The organism is Novosphingobium arvoryzae, assembly GCF_014652615.1.
Classification (GTDB): domain Bacteria; phylum Pseudomonadota; class Alphaproteobacteria; order Sphingomonadales; family Sphingomonadaceae; genus Novosphingobium; species Novosphingobium arvoryzae.
In genome coordinates, this window is the sequence record NZ_BMZD01000003.1 from 492744 (window position 1) to 512201 (window position 19458).

Genomic DNA, 19458 nt, shown 5'->3' on the forward strand with positions numbered 1-19458 from the left:
CGTCAGTTTCCTTTCACGAGGTCGAGGAAGTAGGGACGCTCGCCCCCGCCATCGACATTGATTCTTGCCCCGCTGACCCAGCTGGCGAGATCAGAGCAAAGCCACAGCACGGCCCCGGCCAGATCCGAACCCAGGCCCATCCGGCCCAGCGGCATCGACCGGCCGACCGCAGCCTGCGCCTCGGCGTCGCCGTAAGTCGTTTCAGCCGTTTCGGTCTGCATCAGCCCGGCGATGATCGCGTTGACGCGCACCCCATGGGGGCCCCACTCCTGCGCCAGGCTTTGCGTCAGGTTGAGCAGCCCCGCTTTCGCCGCGCCATAGGCTGCGGTGCCGGGCGACGGGCGGATGCCCGAAACGCTGGCGATGTTGATCACATTGCCGCCGCCAGCCGCCACCATGTGCGGATAGGCAGCCTGCGCCATGTACATCGGCGCATGCAGATTGAGCTTGAGGATGGAGTCGAAAAAGCGCGGGCTGGCCGTCGCCGCCTCGGTTGCCGGAGAACCGCCCGCGTTGTTGACCAGAATGTCGAGCCGCCCATGCGCGGCCACCGTCTGCTCGACCAGCGCCCTGGCCTGGTCCGGATCACGGATGTCCGCCGCGATGAACGACACGCCTGCCGGCAGATCATCCGGCGCATTCCGGCCACAAACCACCACCGCGCAGCCGGCATCGGCCAGCGCTGCGGCAATGTCCTTGCCCAGCCCGCGCGTGCCGCCGGTGACGATCGCCACCCGCCCATTCAGATCGATGGCATTGCTGCCTGCCACTGCCCGCTCTCCCCATCACACCACCAAAGCGGGATTTGCCCGCTCAGCAGATTCGAAAATCGTCATTATCGAAAGCTGGAATGCTTTTCAATTGACGATTTGCGTATTCGCTGGCAGAAAAAATTACGAATGCTGACCGATCAAGGCAGCACGATTCGAGCTAGGGAGAGCCGCAGTCATGGCAACCGCCGCCATTTCCGTTTCCGCAGACCAGCACACCCCCACGCCGGAAGAACTGATCGCGCGTGCGCACGCGATGATCCCGGTGCTGAAATCGCGCGCGAAGCAATGCATTGCCGACCGCGACGTCTCTGCCGAAACCATCGCCGAGATGAAGGAGGCAGGCTTCTTCAAGATCCTCCAGCCCAAGCGCTGGGGCGGCTTTGAAATGCACCCCAACGTGTTCTTCGAAGTGCAGAAGGCGCTGGCCGAGGGCTGCATGTCGACTGGCTGGATGTACGGCGTGGTCGGCTGCCACCCCTACGAGCTGGCCCTGTTCCACAACGAAGCACAGGAAGAAGTCTGGGCATCGGACAGCGACATGCTGGTGTCCTCCACCTATCAGCCGGTGGGCAAGGTGACCCGGGTTGAAGGCGGTTTCCGCCTGTCGGGCCACTGGGGCTTCTCGACCGGTTCGGTGCATTGCGGCTGGGTGCTGCTGGGCGCGATCGTTCCGCCCGAGAACGAAGGTGATCCCTTCGACATGCGCACATTCCTGCTGCCGCGCAGCGATTACACGATCGACCGCGAAGCCTGGCGCACGTTCGGCCTGCAGGGCACCGGCAGTCACGACATCATCGTTGATGACGTGTTCGTGCCGGAATACCGCACACACAAGGCCAGTGACGGCTTCCTGTGCCAGAACCCCGGCCAGAAGGAAAACGACGGTCCGCTCTATTCGCTGCCCTGGGCGCAGGTCTTCGTCCGCTCGGTTTCGACCGCGGCGTTCGGCGGTGCGCGGGCGGCGGTGAAGGCGGCAGCCAACATCATGGCCAACCGCGTTTCCACCAACACCGGCAAGGCTTCGAAGGCCGATCCCCATCTGCAGGCGGCAGTGGCCAAGGCCCATGCGCAGATCCTGGAGATGGAAAACACCCTGCGGCTCACCTTCGAGGACCTGATGGCCCATGCCGAGCGTGGCGAGGCGATCCCGATGGAGAAGCGTTCGCTCTATGCCTACAACTCTTCCACCGTGGTGCGCCGTCTGGCCGATCTGGTGGATGACATGGTGCAGTTGCTGGGTGGCCGCGCGATCTACATGACGAGCGACATCATCCAGCCCTGGCTGGACATCAACGCGGGCCGCGCCCACGTCGCCAATGACCCCGGCAACCGCTATGGTGATGTCGTCGGTTCCATGTTCGGCGAAGCGCCGACCTTCACGTTCCAGTAAGGAGGCGCGACATGGCCGATCTGAGGCAGGCAACCTACCAGGTTGCGGGTGGCTACAGCATTGCCCTGGCAGAGGCCGGTTCTGGCCCGGCTGTCGTGTTCCTGCACGGCAGCGGCCCGGGTGCATCAGGGGCGTCGAACTTTCGGCAGAACATCGATGCCTTCGTCGATGCCGGCTACCGGGTCATCCTGCCCGACCTGATCGGCTATGGCGCCTCGTCGAAGCCCGAAGGCATCGACTACACGCTGCAACTGTTCACCGACACCGTGTATGACGCGCTGCGCCAGCACGGGATCGAGCGGGCGGCACTGGTCGGCAATTCGCTTGGCGGCGGGATCGCGCTGCAACTGACGCTGGACCACCCCGAATTCACTTCGTCGCTGGTGCTGATGGCTGCCGGCTGCGTGGCGGAGCGGGAAGCCTATTTCGTGATGCCGGGCATAGCCAAGATGGTTTCCAACTTTGGCGGGCCGGACTTCGATCTGGCCGAGCAGAAGCGTCTGGTGTCCAATCTGGTCCACCCGGACTTCGCGCCGAAGATCACCGATGAACTCGTGGCGGAACGCTTTGCCGTCGCCCGGACCCAGCCCAAGGACGTGCTGGTGCGAATGCGCACGCCGGACCTGTCGCCGCGCCTGGGCGAGATCACGCAACCGATCTTCGTGCTGTGGGGCCTCAACGACGAATTCTGTCCCGAGGCCCATGCCCGCCTGTTCCTGGATCGTTGCCAGGATGTGCGCGCCATCACCTTTGGCCGCACCGGCCACTGGGTGCAGGTGGAGCGCGCGGCCGAGTTCAACCACTATGCGATCGACTTCCTGAACACACGCGGAGCCTGATCCGATGCCCGAGATTTCGCTGCACAAGCCCTATCCCGCGTCGGCCGTGACGGAGTGGGATTACACCACCGAAGTCGCCGTGATCGGGTTCGGCGCGGCCGGGGCCTGCGCCGCCATCGAGGCGGCGGATGCGGGCGCGCAAGTCATGCTGTTCGAACGCAATTCGGGCAGCGGCGGGGCATCCGGCCTGTCCGGCGGTGAAATCTACATTGGCGGCGGCGGCGGCACGGATGTGCAGCGCGCTGCCGGGTTCGAGGATTCCACCGAGGATTTCGCGGCCTATCTCAAGGCGGCGGGCGGCCCTTGCGCCGATGAGGCAAAGTGTGACCTCTACGCTGCCGAGGCGCTCAACCACTTCGCCTGGCTCAAGGCGCAGGGCGTGCCCTATCGCGGCAATTACCTGCCGGGCAAGCACATCGAACCGACCGACGATTCCACGCTGATCTGGTCTGGCAGCGAAGCCGCGGCACCGTTCTGCGATCTGGCCAAGCCCGCCCCGCGCGGACACGTGATCCAGCACATGGGCTGGGGCGGCGGCAGGCCGCTGGTCGATATCCTCGAAGCCAGCGCCCGCGCCAAGGGCGTGGAGGTTGTTGCCGATGCCCGCGCCGTGGCCCTGATCCGCGACGATGAGCGGATTGTCGGGGTGGTCGTGCGCATCGACAACCAGAACCGGTTCGTGCGGGCCAGCAAGGGCGTGGTCCTGGCAACCGGCGGGTTCGTGTTCAACGAGGAAATGCGGCGCAAGCACTGCCCGGACACCTTCAAGCTGAACGATCCGATTGGCGACAAGGACGATGGCGCCGGCATCCTGCTGGGCATGGGCGCGGGCGGCGATGCGATCCACATGGACCAGTTCTTCACCACTTGTCCGTGGACCATGCCGGAAAGCCATGCCTATGGCGTGTTCGTCAACGCGCAGGGGCAGCGCTTCATCAACGAGGATTGCTATCACGGCCGGGTCAGCCGCTGCGCGGTCGATCAGCCGGGTGGCAAGGTCTACCTGCTGCTCGACAACGCGCACTTCGTCCAGCCGATGGACTTCGCCCGCATGTCGATTGCCGGCACCGGCGACACCTGGGAAGAGGTCGAGGGCGAGCTGGAACTGCCGAAGGGCACACTCAGCGCCACGATGGCGGTCTATAACGACCACGCCCGCGAGGGCCGTGACCCGCTGTTCGGCAAGCGCCCGCCGATACTGACGCCGCTGGACCAGGGGCCGTTCGTGGCGCTGGAGCTGAATTTCCAGACCAGCTACTTCAGCTTCTTCACGCTGGGCGGCTTGCGCACCAGCACCCGCGGTGAAGTGCTGGACCGCGCTGGGCAGCCGGTTTCGGGCTTGTTCGCCGCCGGTCGTTGCACGTCTGGCCTGCCGGCATGGGGCCATGGCTATTCGTCGGGGATGAGCCTGGCCGATTGCACGTTCTTCGGGCGGCAAGCCGGGCGCGCCGCAGCGGGCTGACCGGCGCATGGCGGACCTTGAGCAGCGCCTGCAAGCACTTGAGGACCGCGAGGCAATCCGCAACCTGATTGCCAGCTATGGCCCCCTCGCCGATTGCGGCGCGGCAGATGAACTCGCCGCGCTGTGGAGCGAGGACGGGCGCTATGGCGTGAGCGGATTTGCGGATGCGCACGGACGCCCGGAAATCGCCGGTCTGATCGAAGGCGCCTATCACCAGCAACTGATGGCGGATGGCTGTGCCCACCTGCTCGGCCCAGTGGCCATCGACCTTTCGGGCGACACTGCGACCGCACGGGGACACAGTGTCGTGCTGCGCTGGAACGGTGCAGCATTCGAAGTGCTGCGGGTAGCCGCGAACCGCTGGACGCTCGCGCGGATCGACGGAGGCTGGCAGGTCACCCGCCGCGACAACGCCCTGCTCCAGGGCGATGCCGCAGCGCGTGAATTGCTGCGCCCCTGACCAGCGTCAACCGGCCAGTTGGCCACCATCGATGGTGAACAGAGAGCCCGTCACCTTGGCCGCGCGATCGCTCGCCAGATAGGCGAACAGCTCGGCAATATCCTCTGGCTCGCACGATCCGTCGGGCAGCTTGGGCGCGTTACGCATCACCAGCGACCAGTCAACATCGCCTGGCGGCGGCGCGCTGTGCCCCATCGCGGTGTTGACCTGCCCAGGACAGATCGCGTTCACGCGCACGCCCTTGCTGGCGAATTCCACCGCGAGGCTCTTGGTCAGCGCGGCCACGCCGTGCTTCGACGCCGCATAGGCACAGGTATAGGCGATGCCCTGCAGCGCGGCGGTGGACGCGGTGTTGACGATGTTGCCCTTGCTTTCGATCAGGTGCGGTAGCGCCGCGCGCGACAAGCACCACACGCTACCCAGGTTGATACGCAGCACACGGTCGAACCGGTCTTCGTCGAAATCCAGCGAATTGCCCCAATCCAGCACCCCGGCGACATTGGCCAGGATATCGAGGCCGTCCTTGGCGGCGCTGGCCACCAGTTCCCGGCACGAGGCATAGTCCGCCGCATCGAAGGTCAGCACCGTGGGCGCAGCGGCCATCAGTGCTGCGGTTTCCGCCAGCCCTTCCGCGTTGCGGTCGGCAATGGTCACGTGTGCGCCTTCCGCCGCGAACCGGATCGCGGTGGCACGCCCGATGCCCGATGCCGCGCCCGTCACCAGCGCCTTCTTGCCTGCAAGTGTCATGTTGTCTCTCCCATAGGAAAAGGGCGCCCCGGTTTTCACCGGGACGCCCCTTTGCCGTCCAGCTTAGAAGCGGACCGCGCCGGTCACGCCGAAGGTGCGCGGATCGGGGAAGTACCCCAGCGTCAGGCCGCCGAAGCCGGGGCCGAAGTCGATGAAGTTCGACGGGTTGGCTTCCTTGGTCAGGTTGCGCACCCAGCCCGCCAGTTCCACCGAAGCACCGCCCAGCGGGATATCCGCCACGGCGAGGCGCAGGTTCACCATGGTGCGGCCCTTGGACTTGGTGTTGAACGCATCCTGATCCGAAGCGGTCGGCGTCGTCAGCGCATACGGGAAGGTGTAGTAGGACGACACGTGGTTCACGTCGGCATAGAAGTTGACCTTGCCCCAGTCACCCTTCGCCAGCCGCACGTCCAGACCGGCCGAAGCGGTTGCCTTCGGCGTGTGCGGGAAGGCGCGGTTGCCCGCCACGTCCACGCCGCCGTCGAGGTAGCTCTTGTACTTGGCATCGAGGATGGCGAGCGAGGCGTTCAGCGTGATCGCTTCGACCGGGCGCACCACGGTTTCGAATTCCAGGCCGCGAATGCGCGCCGCCGCCGCGTTGCGGACGATCGACGAAGCCGCACCGGAAGCCGTGAACACCGACAGCTGGATGTCCTTGTGCTCATCCTGGAACGCGGCAACGTTGAAGATCACCTTGCCGTCGAGCAGGCGGGTCTTGAGGCCCAGTTCATAGCTGTCGACCTTTTCCGGGCGATAGGGATCGCACAGTTCCAGCGCGCCGGTCGGGCAGGCGGCGGTCGGCGCGGCGAACACGTTGGTTTCACCGTTGAAGCCGCCCGACTTGAAGCCGCGCGCATAGCGGGCATAGACGTTGACGTTGTCGTTCACCGCGTAGCTGAGCGTCGCGGCCGGCGAGAAGTCGTTATACTTCGCGTCGGGGATCACGCCGTAGGGGATGTTCGCCACCACCAGCGGGCTGGTGATGCCGTTCGCGGCATCGAAGTTGATCCGCAGATACCGGCGGATGTCCTTCTTTTCGTGCGTGTAGCGCGCGCCCAGGGTCAGCTTCAGCGCGTCGGTGAAGTTGTAGTCCAGCTGGGTGTAGAGCGCGAAGGCTTCGGTGTTCGAGCCATACTCGGACTGATAGTCCGCACCGCCGCCGAAGAACGACTGCGGGTTCAGCGTTTCCGCCTTTTCCTTGAAGTAGAACGCGCCCAGCACATAGGCGAGACGGCTGTCAAACGCCTTGCCGGCCAGCTGCAGTTCCTGGCTGTAGGCATAGTAGTCCGTGATGCGCTGGGTGAAGGCCACCGGGGTCGGCGAGCCATCCAGGTCCAGACCGTCCGACCAGGCGAGGTCGCGATAGGCCGAGATCGACTTCAGCGTGGCATCGCCCAGTTCCGCCGTCAGCGTCAGCGCGTGGCCATAGCTGCGCGACTTTTCATAGACCGCGCCGTCCATCGACGCCGTTTCGACGCGATTGGGGTTGGTATACTTGTCGAGCGGGAAGAACGCGCCGCCGAAGGCGTAGCTGGGCGACTTCGGATCGAAGATGTCGCGCGGGTCGCCGTTGCGGTTGACGCTGATCAGCTGGGCAAACGGCGGGCGCTGGTCCTGCTTGCTGTAATCATAGGTGTAGTCGGCAGTGATCGTGTCGCTCAGCTCGGCGCGCAGCTGCACCATGAAGCTGCCGCTATCGATGGTGTCCGTATCGGCGAACTTGTTCGGCAGCGCGGTAACCACACCGGCAACCGGGTTCGGCACCAGCTTCACCAGACCATCGCGCTTGCGATACTGGCCCGAAACCTTAGCGGAGAAGATCCCCACTTGCGGCAGATCGAGCGAGCCGCGCACCTTCCATTCGTTGAAGCTGCCATAGGTCAGCTCGGCAAAGCCGCCAGCCTGACCGCTGGGCTTCTTGCTCACCAGGTTCACCGCACCGGCCAGCGCGTTGCGACCGTAGAGCGTGCCCTGCGGCCCGCGCAGGATTTCCACGCGCTCCAGATCGGCGACGTCGAAGATCGAACCCTGCGCCTTGGCGATGTAGACGCCGTCGATGTAGAGGCCAACCGCCGGTTCCCAGGTGATCGCCGGGTTGATCGTGACCGAGCCGCGAATGGCGATCTGCGAGATCGTCTTGCTCGACGGGGCGCGCTCGATCTTCACGTTCGGCGCGATGGTGCCCAAGTTGTCGATCGAATCCACGCCGCGGCTTTCGATGAACGCGCTGCTGACCGCGGAAATCGCGATCGGCACGTCCTGCAGGTTTTCCGAACGCTTCTGCGCGGTGACGACGATATCACCGATCCCGGCGGATTCGGCATCGTCCTGCGCATCCTGCGCGAACGCCGGAGCGGACAGCAGGACAAGGCTGGTGGACAAGGCAGTAGCAAAGGCAAGGCGGCGCATAGGTATCCTCCCGTTATGGCCACGCGAACCGCAATTCGCGTAAAAATCTTGGCGCGCCGATACGACTTTCAATTATATCTTGCAACCATTGCAATCGATCCACTAGATTGCTGCGCACAAATTTCCGCATTGCGTTGCCGTGATGCCACAGCAGGAAACCGCCTTCATGACCACCTCCGCCACCTCGCTCGAAGCCCGGATCGACCGGCTGGAATCGCTGGACGCGATCCGCCAGCTGCCCGCCAAGTATGCGCTGGCACTCGACATGCGGGATATGGACGCGATGGTCTCGCTGTTCCCCGCCGATGTCCGAGTGGGCAAGGACGCGTCCGGGCGGCAGGCCTTGCGCGCCTACATGGACCGCACGCTGCGCTCCCCCTTCACCGGCACGTCGCACCATATCGGCGGGCACGTGATTGAATTCGACGATCCGGACCACGCGCACGGCATCGTCTATTCCAAGAACGAGCACGAAACGGGCGATGAATGGGTCATCATGCAGATGATGTATTCGGATGATTACGTCCGTCAGGATGGCCGCTGGTATTTTGCCCGCCGGCTGCCGCTCTACTGGTATGCGACCGACCTGAACAAGCCGCCCATCGGCGACCGCAAGATGCGCTGGCCGGACACCGAATGGGTCGAAGGCAACTTCCACAAGCTGTTCCCCAGCTTCGCCGAGTTCTGGTCGCGCGAGGGCGACAGTGGCGCCCCGGTGGCGGAGCCCGCCCCGCTCGAAAAGTTCCTCGAAACGATGCGCCGGGGCCAAAGCGCGCCCAAGGTCAAGGTACGCGCCGATTGAGCGCGTGACCTGCGCCGCAAAGTGATGTTACCCCTTCCGGGAAAGAGGGGAGAGATCATGAAAGTTCGCGCCGTTTCCATTGGCCTGCTGGCCCTGTGCAGCACGGCCGTCGTGGCTGAACAGGCTGGCACTTCGCCGCGCTTGCCGCCCGGCATGGCCCCCGGATACCTGGCACTGGATGCCGTGCCCGACAGCGCGGCCCTGCTGCCTCCCGCACCGGCCAAGGGATCGGGCACGGAAGCGCGCGACAAGGCCGCCGCGAAAGCCGCGCTGGCAGCACACAACACCCCGCGCTGGACCTTCGCGACCAGCGATGCGGACCTGTTCGGCCCCAAGGCAACGGGCGCGCTGTCGTGCGCGGCGGGATTCGAGATTTCGCCGCAGACCACGCCGAAACTCGACAAGTTGCTGCGCCGCACGATCATCGACTTCGGCTTTTCCACCTACCGCGCCAAGCAGAAGTTCAATCGCGACCGCCCGTTTGAAATGAACAAGCGGCCGATCTGCACGCCCGATCAGGACGCGATGCTGCGCAAGGACGGTTCGTATCCGTCTGGCCACTCGGCCATCGGGTTCGGCTGGGGGCTGGTGCTGGCCGGGCTGGTGCCAGAGCGCGCCACGCAGCTGGTGTCGCGCGGTCGGGCGTTTGGCGAAAGCCGCCGGTTCTGCAATGTCCACTGGCAAAGCGACGTCGAGGAAGGCCGGGTTGTGGCCGCAGCGGTCTATGCCCGCTTGCAGGCCGATGCGGCCTATCAGGCCGACCTTGCCGCCGTGCGTGACGAGCTGGCCGGACCACGCCAGCCCCCGGCGCGCGATTGCGCGGCAGAGGCCAGCGCGCTGGCCAGCGGCTGATTACATCCGCTGCGAGGAAATGTTGCCGCCGTCGACCACCAGTTCCGCGGCGGTGACATAGCTGGCCTCATCCGACAGCAGGAACCGCACCGCACGACCGATTTCTTCCGGCGCGCCCAGCCGCTCCAGCAGGATGCGCCGCTCGAACGTGCCTTTGGGCAAGTAATCGACGGTGGGCTTCAGCATCGGGGTCAGGATCTGCCCCGGCGAAACGGCATTGATGCGGATGCCATCCTGCGCCAGCCGGTCCGCCAGCGAACGGATCATCGCCAGCATCCCGCCCTTGGCCGCGCTGTAAACCGGGTTGGCCATGTGGCCGAGCGTGGCGTTGATCGAAGCGATGCCGACAATGGCCGATCCGGGGTTGGCCTTGAAATCGGGCAGCAACGCTTTTGCCAGCATGGCCAGGGGGCGCAAGTGCGTGTTGATCCCGGCCGCCCAGACGCCTTCGTCCAGCCCATCGAGCGAGCCGGTATCGACCACGCCTGCAGCATGAACCAGACCGCCCAGCGATCCCAGCGCGGCGCGGCTGGCGTCAGTCGCGGCGGGATAGGCCGACAGGTCGATCAGGTCGATGGCGACCCCGATTGCAGCCACGCCGGTCTGCGCATGCAGCGCTGCCGCTTCGGCCCGCGCCTTGTCGCCGTTGATGTCCCACAGCGCCACTCCGCGCCCCACCGCCGCCAACGCCTGCGCGCAGGCAAGGCCGATGCCCGACGCACCGCCGGTCACGATCACGCCGGTTCCGGGCTGGCCGAGGCGCGGCTGCAGGTCAGAAGAAATAGCTGCCTCCATTGGCGACCAGCACCGACCCGGTGACATAGCTGGCGTCATCGCTGGCCAGGTAAGCCACCGCCGCCGCGATTTCCGCCGGATCGGCCATGCGGCCCAGCGGCACGCTCGATTCCATTGCCGTGATCCATTCCGCCGGAATGCCCTGCATGATCGGCGTATTGGTCGGCCCCGGCGCGACCGCGTTGACGCGGATCTTGCGCGGCGCGAGTTCGCGCGAGAGTTGGCGGGTCAGACCGATCACCGCCGCCTTGCTGGTGACGTAGTGCGCACTGCCCTCACCCGATTGCGCGCTGGTCGAGCTGATGTTGATGATCGCGCCCGGATTGCCATCCTGCGCCAAGACGCGGGTAAACTCCCGGCAGACATAGAATGTGCCGTTGAGGTTTACGGCCAGCACGCCGGCCCAGCCCGCATCGCCCATGTGGATTAGGTGATCGACGATCACGTCGCTCTTGCCATGCTCTGCCAGCTCGGCGTTGCGCTGCCCCATCGCGGCATAGAATTCGTCCGAACCATCGCCATCGGCGCGCCCGATCCCGGCGTTGTTGACCGCGATGTCCAGTCGTCCAAACGCGGCCCGCGCTGCCGCGATGCAGCGCGCGACATCAGCGGAGTCGGCCACGTTGCAGGCCAGGCCCAGCTCCGCACCGCTGGCTTTCGCCGCGGCTTCGTCCATGTCGAGCGCGGCAACGCGCGCGCCATCTGCCGTCAACCGCTCAACAATCGCCTTGCCGATCCCGCGCCCCGCGCCGGTAACAATCGCCCCGCGCCCGGCCAGCCGTCCGCCACTCATGCATTCGCTCCCGTCATGTCCTGTGCGGCAATGAAGCCGAACGTCATCGCCGGCCCGATCGTCACACCCGCGCCCGGATAGCTTTCACCCATCGACGAAGCCGCGTTGTTGCCGATGGCGTAAAGCCCCGGGATCGGCTTGCCGTCCTGTCCAACGACCTGCGCCTTGGCGTTGGTCAGCAAACCGCCATTGGTGCCGATATCGCCCGGATAGATCGGCAGGGCATAGAACGGCCCCGTGTCGAGCGGACGCAGGCATGGATTGGGGGTCTGCGACGGATCGCCGTACATCTTGTCATAGGCCGCCGCACCGCGCTGAAAATCAGGATCTTCCCCGTTCGCGGCGTGCTGGTTGAAGCGCTGCACGGTGGCCGAAAGGCTGGCCGGATTGACGCCGATCTTACGCGCCAGTTCCTCCACCGTGCGCCCCTTTTTCAGGATCTTGCGCACGCGCGGGTTCAGCGCGAAATCGGGCACGCCCGGATAGACCGGCCCCATCGGGAACTTCGCGCGATAAGTCGCGTCGAACACCATCCAGCTGGGGCTGGTGTTGCCATGTTCCAGTTGGTGACGGGCCATGACCTGCCCGGTCACGTGATAGGATGCCGCTTCGTTCAGATAGCGTTCGCCCGCCTGGTTGACCATGATGCAGCCCGGCAGCGCGCGCTCGATCGTGCAGAGCCGCCCGCGGTCCTCGCCCGGAATGTAGAACACCGGCGCAGCCCAGGCCGATTGCATGTTCAGCGTCTGCGCGCCCAGTGCCATCCCGGCGCGGATGCTGTCGCCCGTATTGCCGGTGATCCCGCCCGAGTACTGCGCGGAAGGATAGAGCGGCGCGTATTGCTTGCGCATTTCGGGGTTCTTGTCGAAGCCCCCGGCGGCCAGCACCACGCCCTTGCGCGCGCCGATCCGCAGCGTCTTGCCCTTGTGGGTCACCACCACGCCAGTCACCCGGTCGCCGTCGCGGACCAGATCGGTCATCGGCGTTTCCAGCCACAGCGGCACGCCGCGCTGGTTCAGCGCCATGCGCAGCCCCCCGGCGAGCGCGTTGCCCAGTGTCAGGCGGCGGTCCTTGCGCGAGGTCAGGCGGAACGGCAGATCGAGCCAGTACTTCGCCAGCGATTTTACCAGATGGGTGATCCAGCCCTTGCCGCGATAGAGCAGCAGGTACGTCTCGTCGAAATGCCAGTTCAGATAGCCGAACAGGTTGGCGGCCGGCGAGGAGAAACGCAGCGTCCTGACGTCATCGCCCAGCGCGCGGCCGTCCAGCGGCATTGGCATGTGGGTACGGAAACCGGTGGGCGACCCGCCCGGATTCTCGGCATGATAATCGGGATAGGGAAACGCCATGTACTGGATCGGCGTGTTCGCCATCAGCCAGCGCAGCATCGGTGCAGCATTGTCAACAAAGGCGCGGATGTTCTCATCCGGCACGTTATCCGCCGACAGCGCCCGCACGTACGTGAACGCGTCATCCAGATCGTCGACGAACCCGGCGGCCTTGGCCACATCACTGTTCGGAATCCAGATGCCCGCGCCCGACGTGGCGGACGTGCCACCCCACAGCGGTTCCTTTTCGATTACCAGCACATCGGCATGGCGGTCCGCCGCGGCCAGCGCGCACAGCATCCCGCCCGCGCCAGAGCCGACCACCAGCACATCGACTTCCTTGTCCCATTGAGCGGCCATGATCAGTCTTCTTCCACCAGGAAAAACTGCGGCGGCCGCCGTTCGGCGATCACCGCGTTGCGGTTTGAAAAGCCCGGCTCCATCGCTTCGGGCTGCGGAATGATCCAGTACTCGCCCCGCTCGATTGCGTCGAACACCAGGGGCGCGAATTCATCGCCGGTCAGGCCGTTCGCTTCAAGCAGATCCACCATCGCGCGATGGAACTGCTCGGCCACCCCCGGCGGGGGCTCGCGGAAGATGCCGGACTTGACCGGCCCCGGCGCCAGCAAGGACACCGCGATCTGCGATTTCACGATCTTGAGTTCACCCGCGAGACACTCGGTCAGCGCCACCGCGGCGAACTTCGTCACCGAATAGGGCGCCATCAGCGGTGACGGCAGGAACCCGCCAACGGATGCCGTGTTGACGATCCGCGCGGGCCGGTCCGCCGCTAGCAGGCGCGGTACGAAAGCGCGGATGCCGTTGATGATGCCGGTCACGTTGACGTCCAGCGAACGCTGCCAGGTTTCGGCCGGGATCTCCCAGCTGAACCCGGTGCTCAGCACGCCCGCGTTGTTGAACAACAGGTCGACTTGCCCATGCGCGGCATAGGCGGCCTCGGCCAGCGCCTCGACCGATGCGGGATCGGTAACGTCGGTCGGCACGGCCAGTGCCGCCGCGCCAATCCCCGCAGCGACCTCCCGCAGCGCGTCCGCGTCACGGTCGGCCAGCACGACCTGCATTCCGCGCCGCGCAGCCTCGCGCGCAAGCCCGGCGCCAATGCCGCCGGCCGCGCCGGTAATGACGGCAACCGTCATCCTGCCGCACCGCCAAACTGCGCGGCAACATCGGCCACGGCCTGGGCCACGTCATGGCGGCGGTAGCCCAGCAGCGCCACTTCGTCAGCCGGCGGATCGACCCGCACCCAGTTGCCGCGCCCTTGCGGGATCGCGATGTCGGGCAGGAGCGGCATTTCCTCGTCGCGTTCCTCCACCTGCACATCGCTGCCGACGGCATCGAAGAACAGCTGGAAATATTCGCGGAACGAGAGGTTCTCGTCACCCACCAGATAGGCCTTGCCGGGCTCACCGCGTTCCAGCGCGCCGAGAATCGCCTCGGACAAGGACAGGAACGACATGAAGTTGGTTCCACCCGTCGGCGCGAACGCCGGGATCGGGATCTGCCCCTTGGCCCACTGCACATAGGGCTCGAAGATCGCGCTGGGCAGGCCCGGAACCGATCCGACCATGAACGGCGCATTCACGCTCATCACGTCGAAACCGGCAGCGCCCTGGGCGCGCGCCCCTTCGCAGGCGGCCTTGCGCGAGCGGATATAGCTGTTGCCTTCCAGCAGGTGCGGCGCGGCCTGGTGGTAATAGCTGCCCAGCTGGACCGCACGGCTGACCCCGGCCTCGCGGCAGGCGGCGAAAAAGGCGGGCACCGCCTCGTGGTTGGCCTTGATCAGGAATTCGGCAAAGTCCGCGCCTTGCGGCACGTGGCGGGGGTCGTTCCCCGCGGCGAACACCACCCAGTCGAACCCGGAGAGCCGATCCGGCGTGTAATCCCCCGCCACATAATTGCCCTGCACGAACGGCATGGCCGCCATCGGCGTGGCCGGATTGGCCGGGTTGCGCCCGCCGATCGACACATCATGGCCCTGCGCCGCCAGATGGATCGCGGCATGGCCGCCCAGAGCGCCCGTGCCGCCTACTACCAATACCTTCATGCCTGTTCCTCTCCCGTCGCGGCGGCGCCTTTTGGCGTGACCGGCCGTGTTTCTTCCCATTCGACGATCAGTTCGCGGCGGGTAAAGCGCCACGTGCCGTCTTCGCGGCGCCACTCGTCCTGATAGCGGATTGCCCAGGCCAGCACCGCATCGGCATCGTTCAGCAGATGCTCGGCGATGCAGTACGTCTCACCCCGCGCGGTGTCGCCGGTGATGGTTGCCGTCACCTGATGGACCTGATGCAACGTCGCGCGGAACATCTGCCCCAGCGTGTCGATCAATCCCAGGATCGCGTCGCGCCCTTCGGTGCGAAAGCCCGGCCCGATCATGACGCAATCGCTGGCCAGCACGGCAGCCCATGCTGCCTTGTCCTTGCGATCCGCACCCTGCGCATAGAGCTCCGCCACGCGGCGCAGGCGGGCGAGGTCGGCCAGTTCGGCGTCAGAGGGCGTCATTGGCCTGGAATCTTCAGGCCATTGCCGGTTACCATCGGCACGACCGTCCACTCACCCGACGGTGTCCGCGTCCAGCCGGCTGCGGCCAGCGCCCCGCCATCGACATGGATCGCAGTACCCGTAACCCAGCTCGCCAGCGGACTGGCCAGATAGAGCGCCGCGCCCGCGCAGTCCTCGGGCCGTCCGAACCGGCCCAGCGGAATCCACTTGTCGGCATTGGCGCGATTTTCGGGCGGGATCATCACGTCCAGCGCCACTTGCGGCGTGTCGGTGGTTTCGGGCGCGATGTCGTTTACTCGGATGCCCTCCGGCGCCAGCTCCAGCGCCAGGCTCTTGGTGAAGCCGGCAATCCCGGCCTTGGCCGCGGCATAGACGCTGCAATAGGGAATGCCGCGATACGCCTCGATCGAGGTGACGTTGATGATCGAGCTGCCCGGCGCGGATTTCCTTAGCAACGGCAGCATCGCCGCCGTCATACGCAGCAGCTGCCCCAGATTGACGTCCAGGATCTCGTCCGCCTGATCGCCACTAAGCATTGCAAACGGCAGCGCGTGGACGAAATGGCCGACATTGTTGACCAGCACGTCCAGCCGCCCGGCCTTCGCGTCGATCCGCTCGGCCAGCATGGCCGGAACCGAGCGGTCCAGCACGTCGCACACGATCACGTCAGCGGAAGGGATGGCTGCAGCGACATCGGCCGCGCGCTGCGGATCGATTTCGGCGATGAACACGTGCGCGCCGGCCGCTGCAAACGCTTCGGCGATGCCGCGCCCGATACCGACGCCGCCGCCCGTGACCAGCACGTGCTTGCCCGAATAGTCAATCATGTTTGTCCCTCCCCCTCTCTTGCCTCAGGGCAAGTACAGCTGGACAGCCTTGCCGCCATCGACCGGCAAGGCGACGCCGGTGATGTAGCTCGCCTCATCCGAGAGCATGAAGGCAATCGCCTTGGCCACTTCGACCGGATTGGCCCCGCGCTTCATCGGGATCGCGTCCATCGTCTTCTGGCCGTGCTCTCCCGCCTTGGCGAGATAGTCCTCGGTCGCCGCGGTCATGATCATGCCGGGAACAATGGTGTTGACCCGCACGCCATAGGGCGCGCCTTCCATCGCCGCGACAGCAGTGAAGTGGATCAGCGCCGCCTTGGAAGCGGAATAGCTGGTCATGTAGGGCGCAGCCTTGAGCCCGTTGGTCGAGGCGATGTTCACGATGGAACCGGAACCCTGCTTCAGCATGATCCGCATCGCCGCGCGCGTACCGGTGAACACCGCATCGGCGTTGACCGCAAAGTCCTTGCGCCAGTGGTCCATCGTCAGCTGGGTCAGCGGCGCGTAGTGCACCGACATGGCGTTGTTGACGAGCATGTCCAGCCGGCCGTGGCGCTTGGCCAGATCCTCGATCAGGGCGTTGTAGGCAGCCTCGTCGGTCACATCCAGCTGGTGCGCCTCGAACGTGCCGAGCGAGCTCAGCGCGGCTTCCGCTTCATCCAGCTTTTCCTTCCTGCGGGCGCAGATCGCGACAATTGCGCCACGTTCCAGCAGCAGCTTGGCCGTAGCGAAACCGATACCGTCGCTACCGCCGGTCACAAGGGCAACGCGCCCGGTAAGATCACGAATCACGAATATGTTCCTCCCCGACTATCCATCAACGCAATTTGCGGTTATATAGGTGACAAAGTCAACGCCATGCGTAAATATGGCGGACGAAAATTACGTGATCGGGGGATGAATGACTGAGTTGCAAGGCAAGACCGCGATTATCACCGGTGCCGGACAGGGCGTGGGTCAGGGCATTGCGCTGGCACTCGCGGCGGCTGGGGCTGCCGTTGTGGTCGCCGGGCGCACGCTCGGCAAGGTGGAAAGCACCGCCAAACTGATTGAATCGCGCGGCGGCAAGGCGCTGGCAGTAGCCTGCAACGTCAAGGATGCGGCCGACCTGGCAGCCCTGGTAGCAGCCGCGCAGAACGCCTTTGGCGGGGTCGATATCCTGGTCAACAACGCGCAGGAAGTGCCCCAGGGCAAGCTGCTCGACGTTACCGACGAAGCGTTCCTGGCCGGATTCGAATCGGGCCCGCTGGCCACGTTCCGGCTGATGAAACTGGTCCAGCCGATCATGGCCGCGCGCGGCGGCGGCACCATCATCAACCTGGCCTCGTCCGCAGGCATCCGCTGGGACATGACCGGCTATGGCGCCTATGCCGCCGTGAAGCAGGCAATCCGCTCGCTCACCCGCGCCGGTGCGGCGGAATGGGGCCGCGAGAACATCCGCGTGCTGACGATCGCCCCGCACGCCGAATCGCCGGGGCTGAAGTGGTGGGTGGAGAACAACCCGGAAGAAGCCGCCGCGTTTTTCCGCACGATCCCGCTGGGCCGGATCGGCAAGCTGGAGGAAGACATCGGCCGCGCGGTCGCCGCGCTGTGCGGGTCTGATCTCAGCTACCTGACCGGCGCGACCATCCCGCTCGACGGCGGGCAGGCGAACTTCGACTGACCGGCGGGGGAGCGGCGCGATGGAAAAGGTGATTGCCGCCCTCTGGGCCGCTCCGGATCAGGACCGGGATGCGTTCAACGAACGGTTGCGCACCACCCTGCCCGCCGCCCTCCGTGCCGCCGGTGCCAGCACGGTGCGGATCAATCTGCGCGACGCGGCGGTCGCCCCCGCGCACAAACTGATCCAGCAGTGGCAGGATCCGCAGCAGGACGCCGTCGTGCAGTTCTGGCTGCCCAGCGCAAATGGGCTGTTCCGGGCTGAAGCCGACGCCGCGCTGGCCGCGCATTCCAGCAGGTTCGCGGCCTGGCTCGTCGCCGAATCGACCATCATCCCCAACACTGCCCATCCAGTGCCCACCGGGGAACGCGGCTGGGGCTGGTCGCAGGCGAGCTTCATTTCCTTCCGGCCAGACCTTTCGCGGCTGGATGCGATCAAGATCTGGCATTCGCACCACACCCGCGTCGCGATCGATACCCAGGCCAATTTCGAATACGTCCAGAACCTGGTCGTCCGCCCCCTGACCGAGGGCGCACCCGGCTATGACGCGTTTGTCGAGGAATGCTTTCCGGCCGAGGCCATGGACGATCCCGCAGCGTTCTTCGACGCGGTCGGCGATCCGGCGAAGCTTCAGGCCAATCTGGCCACGATGATGGACAGTTGCGGCCGCTTTATCGATTTCACCCGGATCGATATCATCCCCACCAGCCAGTACGATTGCTGAGGTATCATGCAGAGCATCCAGCAGCAGACGACGCATTCGCCCACCGGCAACCACTTGCCCGGCACGGTCTTTGTCCGCCCTCCGGCGGCAATGCCCAAGCGCGCCAGCGATTCCAAGGTGGCACAGGAAACCAGCATTCCGCCGCTGATCCTGGCCGAGGTCGTCACGCCCGATGCGCTGGTGCAGGTGCTGGAATGGCATTGGCCGGAAGTGGCCGAACACGTGATGGTCGAACATGACCTGATGATCGAATTGTTACTGCCGCCGCTGGCCAACCAGGCGTCCGCGATGTTCCCGACGCTGGCACCCGGCACCAATTGCCACATGGGCACGCTGTTCATCCGCTACCCCGGCCTGGCCATCAAGACCCGCGCGCAAGGCGGGCAGTTCCGCATCCTGCGCTGCACGTTCAGCGAAGCGAAGAAGCGCGAGATGCTGGGCAATCGTCATCACCCGTCGCTGGTAATGATGCAGACGCTGATGAACATCCGCAACGACACCATCCGCGCGGTGATGCGGATGATGCTGCGCGAAGTGGAAAGCCCGCACCTTGCCTCGCCGACCGCGACGGCAGCGCACGTCAAGCTGCTGGAGATCGAGATCACGCGCCTGCTTGACCAGGATCTGGAACCCAAGGCGGGCGGACGGCTGGCTCCCTGGCAGTTCCGCCGGGTGCGCGAACGGCTCGAGGCCGGGGGCACCCGCCCCAGCGTGCCGGAACTGGCCGCGCTCTGCGGGATCAGCGTGCGCCATCTGCACCGCCAGTTCCTGAACCTGACCGGGGTGACGATTTCCGACTATGTCGAAACGCATCTGGTCAACCAGGCCAAGACCATGCTGGGCAGCACCGCGCTGACCGTGAAGCAGATCGCGCAAGCCGCCGGCTTCGATCATGCCAACAGCTTCTCCCGCACCTTCCGCCGGGCAACGGGCATGACCCCGCTGCAATACCGCCAGCAGAAGGTGGGCAAGGCCTGCAAGACGCGCTGAACCGGCACAGATCGTGCCACGGCGTAACCGCGGGCCGTTGCGCCGGGCAGCAAAGATCATAGACGAACAGAACGAATATTCAGGAGA

The 19458-nt window shown here is 65.5% G+C and carries 20 protein-coding genes; 9 read left to right on the plus strand and 11 right to left on the minus strand.

The genetic code is table 11. The annotated features are described in order from the left end of the window. Window positions 1–2: 2 nt before the first annotated feature. Window positions 3–770 (minus strand): SDR family oxidoreductase, encoded by a 768-nt coding sequence (locus tag IE113_RS08800; RefSeq protein WP_189540529.1) that lies wholly within the window; start codon window positions 768–770, stop codon window positions 3–5. Window positions 771–948: 178 nt separating this feature from the next. Here IE113_RS08800 and IE113_RS08805 point away from each other — a divergent pair, with 178 nt between their 5' ends. From IE113_RS08805 to IE113_RS08820, 4 genes are read left to right on the plus strand one after another with little or no spacing between them, the layout of a single operon-like run. After that, window positions 949–2163 (plus strand): acyl-CoA dehydrogenase family protein, encoded by a 1215-nt coding sequence (locus IE113_RS08805; protein ID WP_189540532.1) that lies wholly within the window; start codon window positions 949–951, stop codon window positions 2161–2163. Window positions 2164–2174: 11 nt separating this feature from the next. Further along, entirely contained in the window at window positions 2175–3002 is an 828-nt protein-coding gene (locus IE113_RS08810; protein WP_189540534.1) for an alpha/beta fold hydrolase, read from the plus strand. 4 nt (window positions 3003–3006) lie between these two features. Beyond that, window positions 3007–4464, plus strand: a complete 1458-nt coding sequence (locus IE113_RS08815; RefSeq protein ID WP_189540536.1) for an FAD-dependent oxidoreductase — start codon at window positions 3007–3009, stop codon at window positions 4462–4464. A gap of 7 nt (window positions 4465–4471) precedes the next feature. After that, a complete protein-coding gene (locus IE113_RS08820; RefSeq protein WP_189540538.1) occupies window positions 4472–4924 on the plus strand; it encodes a nuclear transport factor 2 family protein in 453 nt (150 codons plus the stop codon). Between the two features lie 6 nt (window positions 4925–4930). Here the strand turns inward: IE113_RS08820 and IE113_RS08825 are convergent, their stop codons facing one another. Next, window positions 4931–5671 carry an SDR family NAD(P)-dependent oxidoreductase gene (locus IE113_RS08825; protein ID WP_189540540.1) on the minus strand — a complete coding sequence of 247 codons (741 nt, stop codon included), beginning with the start codon at window positions 5669–5671 and terminating at the stop codon, window positions 4931–4933. A 63-nt stretch (window positions 5672–5734) separates the two neighbouring features. Then, entirely contained in the window at window positions 5735–8080 is a 2346-nt protein-coding gene (locus IE113_RS08830; RefSeq protein ID WP_189540542.1) for a TonB-dependent receptor, read from the minus strand. Window positions 8081–8246: 166 nt separating this feature from the next. Here IE113_RS08830 and IE113_RS08835 point away from each other — a divergent pair, with 166 nt between their 5' ends. Together IE113_RS08835 and IE113_RS08840 are read left to right on the plus strand one after the other, a co-directional pair. Continuing rightward, window positions 8247–8882, plus strand: coding sequence for a nuclear transport factor 2 family protein (locus tag IE113_RS08835; RefSeq protein WP_189540544.1), 636 nt, complete (start codon window positions 8247–8249; stop codon window positions 8880–8882). A gap of 57 nt (window positions 8883–8939) precedes the next feature. After that, window positions 8940–9734 (plus strand): acid phosphatase, encoded by a 795-nt coding sequence (locus IE113_RS08840; protein WP_189540546.1) that lies wholly within the window; start codon window positions 8940–8942, stop codon window positions 9732–9734. On the opposite strand, the gene IE113_RS08845 is transcribed toward IE113_RS08840, so the two are convergent. The 8 genes from IE113_RS08845 to IE113_RS08880 are packed head-to-tail and all read right to left on the minus strand — an operon-like array spanning window position 9735 to window position 16789. Beyond that, on the minus strand, window positions 9735–10472 hold the full coding sequence (locus IE113_RS08845) for an SDR family NAD(P)-dependent oxidoreductase (protein WP_308430052.1): 738 nt from the start codon (window positions 10470–10472) through the stop codon (window positions 9735–9737). Between the two features lie 34 nt (window positions 10473–10506). After that, on the minus strand, window positions 10507–11322 hold the full coding sequence (locus tag IE113_RS08850; RefSeq protein ID WP_189540549.1) for an SDR family NAD(P)-dependent oxidoreductase: 816 nt from the start codon (window positions 11320–11322) through the stop codon (window positions 10507–10509). Next, window positions 11319–13010 carry an FAD-dependent oxidoreductase gene (locus IE113_RS08855; protein WP_189540551.1) on the minus strand — a complete coding sequence of 564 codons (1692 nt, stop codon included), beginning with the start codon at window positions 13008–13010 and terminating at the stop codon, window positions 11319–11321. Before IE113_RS08855 ends, IE113_RS08850 begins: the two co-directional genes overlap by 4 nt. A gap of 2 nt (window positions 13011–13012) precedes the next feature. Continuing rightward, window positions 13013–13807 carry an SDR family NAD(P)-dependent oxidoreductase gene (locus IE113_RS08860; RefSeq protein ID WP_189540553.1) on the minus strand — a complete coding sequence of 265 codons (795 nt, stop codon included), beginning with the start codon at window positions 13805–13807 and terminating at the stop codon, window positions 13013–13015. Next, window positions 13804–14715 carry an NAD-dependent epimerase/dehydratase family protein gene (locus tag IE113_RS08865; protein WP_189540555.1) on the minus strand — a complete coding sequence of 304 codons (912 nt, stop codon included), beginning with the start codon at window positions 14713–14715 and terminating at the stop codon, window positions 13804–13806. The genes IE113_RS08860 and IE113_RS08865 overlap by 4 nt, the downstream gene beginning before the upstream one ends. After that, a complete protein-coding gene (locus tag IE113_RS08870; protein ID WP_189540556.1) occupies window positions 14712–15170 on the minus strand; it encodes a nuclear transport factor 2 family protein in 459 nt (152 codons plus the stop codon). Before IE113_RS08870 ends, IE113_RS08865 begins: the two co-directional genes overlap by 4 nt. Next, complete coding sequence (locus IE113_RS08875; protein WP_189540558.1) at window positions 15167–15997, minus strand: SDR family NAD(P)-dependent oxidoreductase; 831 nt, start codon at window positions 15995–15997, stop codon at window positions 15167–15169. Before IE113_RS08875 ends, IE113_RS08870 begins: the two co-directional genes overlap by 4 nt. 24 nt (window positions 15998–16021) lie before the next feature. After that, a complete protein-coding gene (locus tag IE113_RS08880; RefSeq protein ID WP_189540560.1) occupies window positions 16022–16789 on the minus strand; it encodes an SDR family NAD(P)-dependent oxidoreductase in 768 nt (255 codons plus the stop codon). 109 nt (window positions 16790–16898) lie between these two features. Between IE113_RS08880 and IE113_RS08885 the strand changes: the two genes are divergently transcribed. From IE113_RS08885 to IE113_RS08895, 3 genes are read left to right on the plus strand one after another with little or no spacing between them, the layout of a single operon-like run. Beyond that, window positions 16899–17660, plus strand: a complete 762-nt coding sequence (locus tag IE113_RS08885; RefSeq protein ID WP_189540561.1) for an SDR family NAD(P)-dependent oxidoreductase — start codon at window positions 16899–16901, stop codon at window positions 17658–17660. A 19-nt stretch (window positions 17661–17679) separates the two neighbouring features. Next, the gene (locus IE113_RS08890; RefSeq protein ID WP_189540563.1) at window positions 17680–18381 is read left to right on the plus strand and encodes an EthD domain-containing protein; all 702 of its coding nucleotides are present in this window, start codon (window positions 17680–17682) and stop codon (window positions 18379–18381) included. Window positions 18382–18387: 6 nt separating this feature from the next. Beyond that, window positions 18388–19371, plus strand: coding sequence for a helix-turn-helix transcriptional regulator (locus tag IE113_RS08895; RefSeq protein ID WP_189540565.1), 984 nt, complete (start codon window positions 18388–18390; stop codon window positions 19369–19371). Window positions 19372–19458 lie beyond the last annotated feature (87 nt).